This is a genomic window from Streptomyces inhibens (assembly GCF_003389455.1).
Classification (GTDB): Bacteria; Actinomycetota; Actinomycetes; order Streptomycetales; family Streptomycetaceae; genus Streptomyces; species Streptomyces inhibens.
This window is the reverse complement of record NZ_QUAC01000374.1, coordinates 1-6,244: the sequence shown is the minus strand read 5'-3', so window position 1 is coordinate 6,244 and position 6,244 is coordinate 1. Positions and strand designations below refer to the sequence as shown.

The 6,244-nt window shown below is 70.5% G+C and carries 5 protein-coding genes; 2 read left to right on the top strand and 3 right to left on the bottom strand.

The genetic code is table 11. The features are described from left to right. Positions 1-176: 176 nt before the first annotated feature. Together DY245_RS34840 and DY245_RS34835 are read right to left on the bottom strand one after the other, a co-directional pair. A complete protein-coding gene (locus DY245_RS34840) occupies positions 177-2,825 on the bottom strand; it encodes a bifunctional FO biosynthesis protein CofGH (RefSeq protein ID WP_280525035.1) in 2,649 nt (882 codons plus the stop codon). A gap of 133 nt (positions 2,826-2,958) precedes the next feature. After that, on the bottom strand, positions 2,959-3,360 hold the full coding sequence (locus DY245_RS34835; protein WP_128511105.1) for a VOC family protein: 402 nt from the start codon (positions 3,358-3,360) through the stop codon (positions 2,959-2,961). A gap of 17 nt (positions 3,361-3,377) precedes the next feature. Between DY245_RS34835 and DY245_RS47705 the strand changes: the two genes are divergently transcribed. Next, entirely contained in the window at positions 3,378-3,506 is a 129-nt protein-coding gene (locus tag DY245_RS47705; RefSeq protein WP_280525034.1) for a hypothetical protein, read from the top strand. Between the two features lie 155 nt (positions 3,507-3,661). On the opposite strand, the gene DY245_RS34830 is transcribed toward DY245_RS47705, so the two are convergent. Further along, entirely contained in the window at positions 3,662-4,486 is an 825-nt protein-coding gene (locus tag DY245_RS34830; RefSeq protein WP_128511104.1) for a TIGR03619 family F420-dependent LLM class oxidoreductase, read from the bottom strand. A 170-nt stretch (positions 4,487-4,656) separates the two neighbouring features. Between DY245_RS34830 and DY245_RS34825 the strand changes: the two genes are divergently transcribed. Beyond that, positions 4,657-6,177, top strand: coding sequence for a CehA/McbA family metallohydrolase (locus DY245_RS34825; RefSeq protein ID WP_181924008.1), 1,521 nt, complete (start codon positions 4,657-4,659; stop codon positions 6,175-6,177). Positions 6,178-6,244: the final 67 nt, after the last annotated feature.

Below are 6,244 nucleotides of genomic sequence, written 5' to 3'. Positions count from 1 at the left end.
GAAGCCCGCCCCCCTCCGCAAGGGGCGAGCGGATGTAGCGGGAAGCCCGCCCCCCTCCGCAAGGGGCGAGCGGATGTAGCGGGGAACCTGCCCCCTCCGCGAGGGGTGCGCGAGGTGTAGAGAGGAACCTGCCCCCTTGCGACAAGCGAAGCAGCCTCAGCGGAGAACCTCCCCGCCTACTCCACCACCGGCAGCAGCTCCGGCAGATGTCCGTCCGATGCGAGTGCGGCAGCTTGGCGTTCCTCGGTGACCGGGCCGTAGGTCGTCGTGCGGGGGCGGGACGGGCGGCCGGCCTGGGAGGCGATGGCGATCAGGTCCTGGATGGAGCGGTAGGAGCCGTAGCTCGAGCCCGCCATACGGGAGATGGTCTCCTCCATCAGGGTGCCGCCCAGGTCGTTGGCGCCCGAGCGGAGCATCTCGGCTGCGCCGTCCTGGCCGAGCTTGACCCAGCTGGTCTGGATGTTGGTGATGTGCGGGTGGAGCAGCACCCGGGCCATGGCCGTCACCGCACGGTTGTCGCGGGTGGTGGGGCCGGGGCGGGCGATGCCGGCGAGGTAGACGGGGGCGTTGGTGTGGATGAAGGGGAGGGTAACGAACTCGGTGAAGCCGCCGGTCTCCTGCTGGATCTGTGCCAGCAGCCGGAGGTGGCCCAGCCAGTGGCGCGGCTGGTCGACATGGCCGTACATCATCGTCGACGACGAGCGGATGCCCAACTCATGGGCGGTCTTGACGACCTCGACCCAGGTGGCGGTGGGCAGTTTGCCCTTGGTGAGGACCCAGCGGACCTCATCATCGAGGATCTCGGCGGCGGTGCCGGGGATGGAGTCCAGTCCGGCGGCCTTCGCTTCGCTGAGCCACTCACGGATGGAGAGACCGGTGCGCGTCGCGCCGTTGACGACCTCCATGGGCGAGAAGGCGTGCACATGCATGCCGGGGACGCGCTCCTTGACCGCGCGCGCGATGTCGAAGTACGCGGTGCCGGGCAGGTCGGGGTGGATGCCGCCCTGCATGCAGACCTCCACCGCGCCCACGTCCCAGGCCTGTTGGGCACGGTCGGCGACCTGGGAGAGGGAGAGGGTGTAGGCGTCGGCGTCGGTGCGGCGCTGGGCGAAGGCGCAGAAGCGGCAGCCGGTGTAGCAGACGTTGGTGAAGTTGATGTTCCTGGTGACGATGTAGGTGACGTCGTCGCCTACGGTGTCACGGCGCAGGTCATCGGCGATTTTGCAGAGGGTGTCCAGGGCGGCGCCGTCGGCGTGCAGCAGTGACAGCGCCTCGGCGTCGGTGAGCTTGGTGGGGTCGTCGGCGGCCTGCGAGAGCGCCTGGCGTACGTCGGTGTCGATGCGCTCCGGGACCATCCCCGGGGCGGCGGCCTCGCGCAGCGCCTCCCAGTCGCCGTAGACCTCGTCGAAGTCATCGCGTCGGTCGGCCGTGCGGCCTTCGGTGTCGATGGTGTGGTGCAGATCCGTACGGCCCGTGGACTGCATCGAGAAACCCTCGTCGGGCTCCTGCCAGGGGCGGCCCACTACGGGGGCGTCCTCGATGGCCAGGCCCGTCTCCGGGTCGGCGAGCGCGCGGACATGCGGCAGCAGCCGGGGGTCGAGCCAGGGCTCGCCGCGCTGGAGGAACTCCGGGTAGATGGGCAGCCGTTCACGCAGCTCGAAGCCGGCCGTGGCGCAGCGCTCGGTCAGCTCGTCGATCTGCGGCCAGGGGCGCTCGGGGTTCACATGGTCGAGGGTCAGCGGGGACACCCCGCCCCAGTCGTCGATCCCGGCACCGATGAGCAGCGCATACTCGCCGTCGACCAGGTTGGGCGGCGCCTGGATACGGGTCGAGGGGCCCATGATGTGCCGGGCCACCGCGATCGTCGCGGCCAGCTCCTCCAGTTCGGCGTCCGGCATTCCGCGCATCGCCGTGTCCGGCTTGGCCCGGAAGTTCTGCATGATCAGTTCCTGGATGCCGTGGTACGCACGCTGGATGCGGCGCAGCGCGAAGAGGGACTCGGCGCGCTCCTCGTACGTCTCCCCGATGCCGATCAGCAGCCCCGTGGTGAAGGGGACGTTGGAGCGGCCGGCGTCCTCCAGGACGCGCAGCCTGACGGCCGGCTCCTTGTCGGGCGAACCGTAATGCGGGCCGCCGGGCTCGCTCCACAGGCGCTCGGCGGTCGTCTCCAGCATCATGCCCAGGGACGGGGCAACGGGCTTGAGGCGCTGGAAGTCCGTCCACGACAGCACCCCGGGATTGAGGTGCGGCAGCAACCCGGTCTCCTCCAGGACGCGGATGGCCATGGCGCGTACGTACGAGATCGTGTCGTCGTAGCCGTGCGCCTCCAGCCACTCACGGGCCTCGGGCCAGCGGTCCTCGGGCTTGTCGCCCAGGGTGAAGAGGGCTTCCTTGCAGCCCATTTCGGCGCCGCGGCGGGCGATGTCCAGCACCTCGTCGGGCGACATGAACATTCCGTGGCCGTCACGGCGCAGCTTGCCGGGGACGGTGACGAAGGTGCAGTAGTGGCACTTGTCCCGGCACAGGCGCGTCAGGGGGATGAAGACACCGCGCGAGTACGTGATGACGCCGGGGCGGCCCGCGGCCTCCAGGCCGGCGTCGCGCACCCGGGCCGCGGAGGCGCACAGGTCCTTCAGGTCCTCACCACGGGCCTGGAGCAGCACTGCGGCCTCGCCGGCGTCCAGCGCCACGCCGTCGCGGGCCCGCTTGAGCGCGCGGCGCATCGCGTTCGCAGTGGGCCGGCTCCGAGGGCCGGGCAGGGCGCCCGTTTCGCGGTCGGTCCCTTGGTCGGATGCCTGGTCAGATCCCTGCGCGCTGGAAGTCATCCTCCGAGGATACGAGCGCCCACCGACAGCGCCGCCGTCGTCGAACGGGTGGTTGATGTGCCACTGATCACTACGGACGGAGGTTCCGCCCCTGCCCAAAGGGGGCAATTCCCCGCGGCGGCTCACGGCACGCTTACATGCCGGCCAGCAGCTCGTCGGAGTACGTCCGGGTCAGGAACTCCATGTTGTGACCGTCGGGGTCGTTGATGTAGAGGCCACGACCGCCGTCCAGGGTGTTGATCTCCTGCGGCTTGGTGTGCCGGGGATCGGCCCAGTAGGGCAGCTCGCGCGCTTGGATGCGGCCGAGTATCGCGTCGAACTCGTCCTCGGTCACCAGGAATGCGTAGTGCGTGGGGACGAAATCGGCGCCGCCTGCGACATGCTCGGCGTAATCGAGGGCGACCCCGTTGTCCAGCTTGAGGGCGGCGAAGGGGCCGAACGCCTTGGGTTCGGGCGCGCCCAGAAGATCGGCCAGGAAACGGGCGGAGGCGAAGCGGTCGGTGCTGTGCACGATCGTGTGGTCGAGGCTCGGCATGGGGTCTCCTTGATCTCGTGGGTCCGCCGGAGTTCCTTGGTCCGTTGATCTCGTCGATCTCGTCGATCTCGTCGATCAGCCAGGTCTGCCGGATCAGCCGGATCAGCCGGATCGGCTGGATCGGCTGGATCGGCTGGGGCCGTTGATCTCCCTTGGGCCGTTGATCTGCGGGTCCTTCACCTTCGACGCTACGACTTGAGGGGCGGACGCGGATCGGTCTTCGGTACCGACCCGCGCCGGAGGGCCGTACTCCGTTGGTCCTAGGGCGGGGCCGGAGCCGCCCTCGTCACGCTCCCCGTTGTCACAAATACTGTGCGAAGTCGTCCAAGGTGCGCAGCACCTCCGGTTCCCCTGCCGGTGGCAGTTGCAGCACCACCTCCTGGAGGCCCAGCTCGCGGTAGTGGGCGAGCTTCCCGGGCGAGGGGCGGACCGCGTACGGCACCACCGCCGGCTCGCCCGTGCGCCCGGCGTCCGCCCAGACCTGCCGCAGCACCGGAACGGTCTCGGTCAGCCCTCGCCCGCCGATCGGCAGCCAGCCGTCCGCGTACTCGGCAATGTGCCCGAAGAGCTTGGGGCCGGCCGCACCGCCGAGCAGGATGCGCGGCGCGCCGTGGGCCGGCTTCGGGTAGGCGAGGGACGCGCGTACGGACCCGAATTCACCCTCGTACGCGGTCGGTTCCTCGGCCCACAGGGCCCGCATCAGGGCCACCCGGTCGCGGGTCAGCTCGCGCCGGGTCGACCACTTCACCCCGTGGTCGGCGGCCTCCTCGACGTTCCAGCCGTAGCCGATACCGAGCGTGAAGCGGCCTCCGGAGAGGAAGTCGAGGGTGGCGATCTGCTTGGCGAGGTCGACCGGGTCGTGCTGGGCGACCAGGGTGATGCCGGTGCCCAGGGCGAGCCGCTCGGTGACCGCGGCGGCCTGGCCGAGCGCGATGAACGGGTCGAGGGTGCGGCCGTATTCGCGGGGCAGCGGATCGCCCATGGGGGCGGGGGTCTCCCGGCTGGCGGGGATGTGGGTGTGTTCGGGGAGGTAGAGGCCGGCGAATCCGCGCTGCTCCAGCTCGCGAGCCAGCCGGTCCGGCCGGATCGTCTCGTCGGTCAGGAAGATCGTGGTCGCGATCCGCATGCTGGGGACACCTCCGTCAGGCGTGTGGGTGACCGAATGTTGCCTCACCGCCCGACGGTTATCCACAGCCCTTTCCCTCCGTGTCACACCCGCGTACAACAGTTTTCACACGGCGCAACGAGCCGGCCGCACAGCGGTACGAGACATCACGACACGGCGCGGGGGCGGGGATGGAACGACGCGATGTTCTGAGACTTTCGGCGGTTGCGGGCGCGACGGGCGCGCTTACGCTCGGACGTGTGAGCTTCGCCGAAGCAGCGTCCGGGGCCGGGCAAGCCGGTGGCGGACCGGGCGAGCAGACCCGCCATGCCACCGGTCATCTGCCCACGGGCGCACCGGACTTCGTCTATCTGCCGGTCGAAGTGCCGCACGGGGTCCGGGAGATCGCCGTCTCCTACAGCTACGACAAGCCCACCGTTCCTGCAGGCACGGCCGGTAACGCCTGCGATATCGGCATCTTCGACGAGCGGGGCACGGAGCTCGGCGGCGCCGGCTTCCGTGGCTGGTCGGGCGGGGCGCGTACGGAGTTCTTCCTGCGCGCCGACGATGCCACCCCCGGCTATCTCCCGGGGCCCGTCAACGCCGGCACCTGGCATATCGCCCTCGGCCCGTACACGGTCGCACCGCAAGGACTGTCCTACGACGTCACGATCACCCTGCGGTACGGCTCCCAGGGGCACACCCCGGCACCCGTTTATCCGCCCGAGCGGGCCCGGGGCCGCGGGCGCGCCTGGTACCGCGGCGACAACCATCTGCACTCGATCTACTCCGACGGCAAGCGCACGCCCGCCGAGATCGCGGCGCTGGCCCGCGCGGCCGGGCTGGACTTCATCAACACCTCCGAGCACAACACCACCTCCGCGCACCGCGCATGGGACGGCCTGTGGGGTGATGACCTGCTGATCCTGACCGGCGAAGAGGTCACCACGCGCAATGGGCACGTGGTGGCGATGGGCACCGACCCCGGGGCCTTCATCGACTGGCGCTACCGGGCCCGCGACAACGCCTTCGGCAAGTACGCGCGCGCCATCCGACGGGCCGGCGGCCTGGTCATCCCGGCGCATCCGCACGCCACCTGCATCGGCTGCAACTGGAAGTTCGGGCTGAACGAAGCCGATGCGGTGGAGGTCTGGAACGGCCCGTACACCCCCGATGACGAGATCACCCTCGCCGAGTGGGACAACACCCTGGTCGCGCACACCCGTGGCCGCGCCGACTGGTTGCCGGCCGTCGGCCACAGCGACGCCCATCGCGACCCGGATGTCGTCGGCCTGCCGCAGACGGTGGTGCTCGCCGACGATCTCTCCCGCCGCGCCCTACAGGACGGCATCCGGGCGGGCCGGGTCTGGATCGCGGAGTCGTCGAAGGTCGACCTGGCGTTCTCCGTCACGGGTGAGCGTGGTGAACACGCCGGGATCGCCGAGCGGCTGGAGGTACCCCGTACGGCGAAGGTCACCGCGCAACTGAAGGTCTCCGGCGCCCCTGGCTGCACGGTCTCCTTCGTCACCGACCAGGGGCGGCTGTATTCGGCCCCGCTGCCGCCCTCCGGCGACGGCACGGTCAGCTGGCAGACCACCCCCGATTACGCGGCCTACATACGTGCGGAGGTCCGTCACCCGTCAACCACGGCGGGCCTGCCGGGTCCGATGGCGGCGATGACCAATCCGGTCTTCCTGGGCCGCCGTGCCTGAGGCCGCCCGACGGGCGGCTGGCGGCTGGCGGCTGGCGGCTGGCGGCTGGCGCGCCCGACCGCGGCCG

Bases quoted from the DNA above. Each gene is read 5' to 3' on its own strand.
- DY245_RS34830 (WP_128511104.1), bottom strand. From the start codon at position 4,486: ATGCGGATCGCGACCACGATCTTCCTGACCGACGAGACGATCCGGCCG.
- DY245_RS34840 (WP_280525035.1), bottom strand. From the start codon at position 2,825: ATGACTTCCAGCGCGCAGGGATCTGACCAGGCATCCGACCAAGGGACC.
- DY245_RS34835 (WP_128511105.1), bottom strand. From the start codon at position 3,360: ATGCCGAGCCTCGACCACACGATCGTGCACAGCACCGACCGCTTCGCC.
- DY245_RS34825 (WP_181924008.1), top strand. From the start codon at position 4,657: ATGGAACGACGCGATGTTCTGAGACTTTCGGCGGTTGCGGGCGCGACG.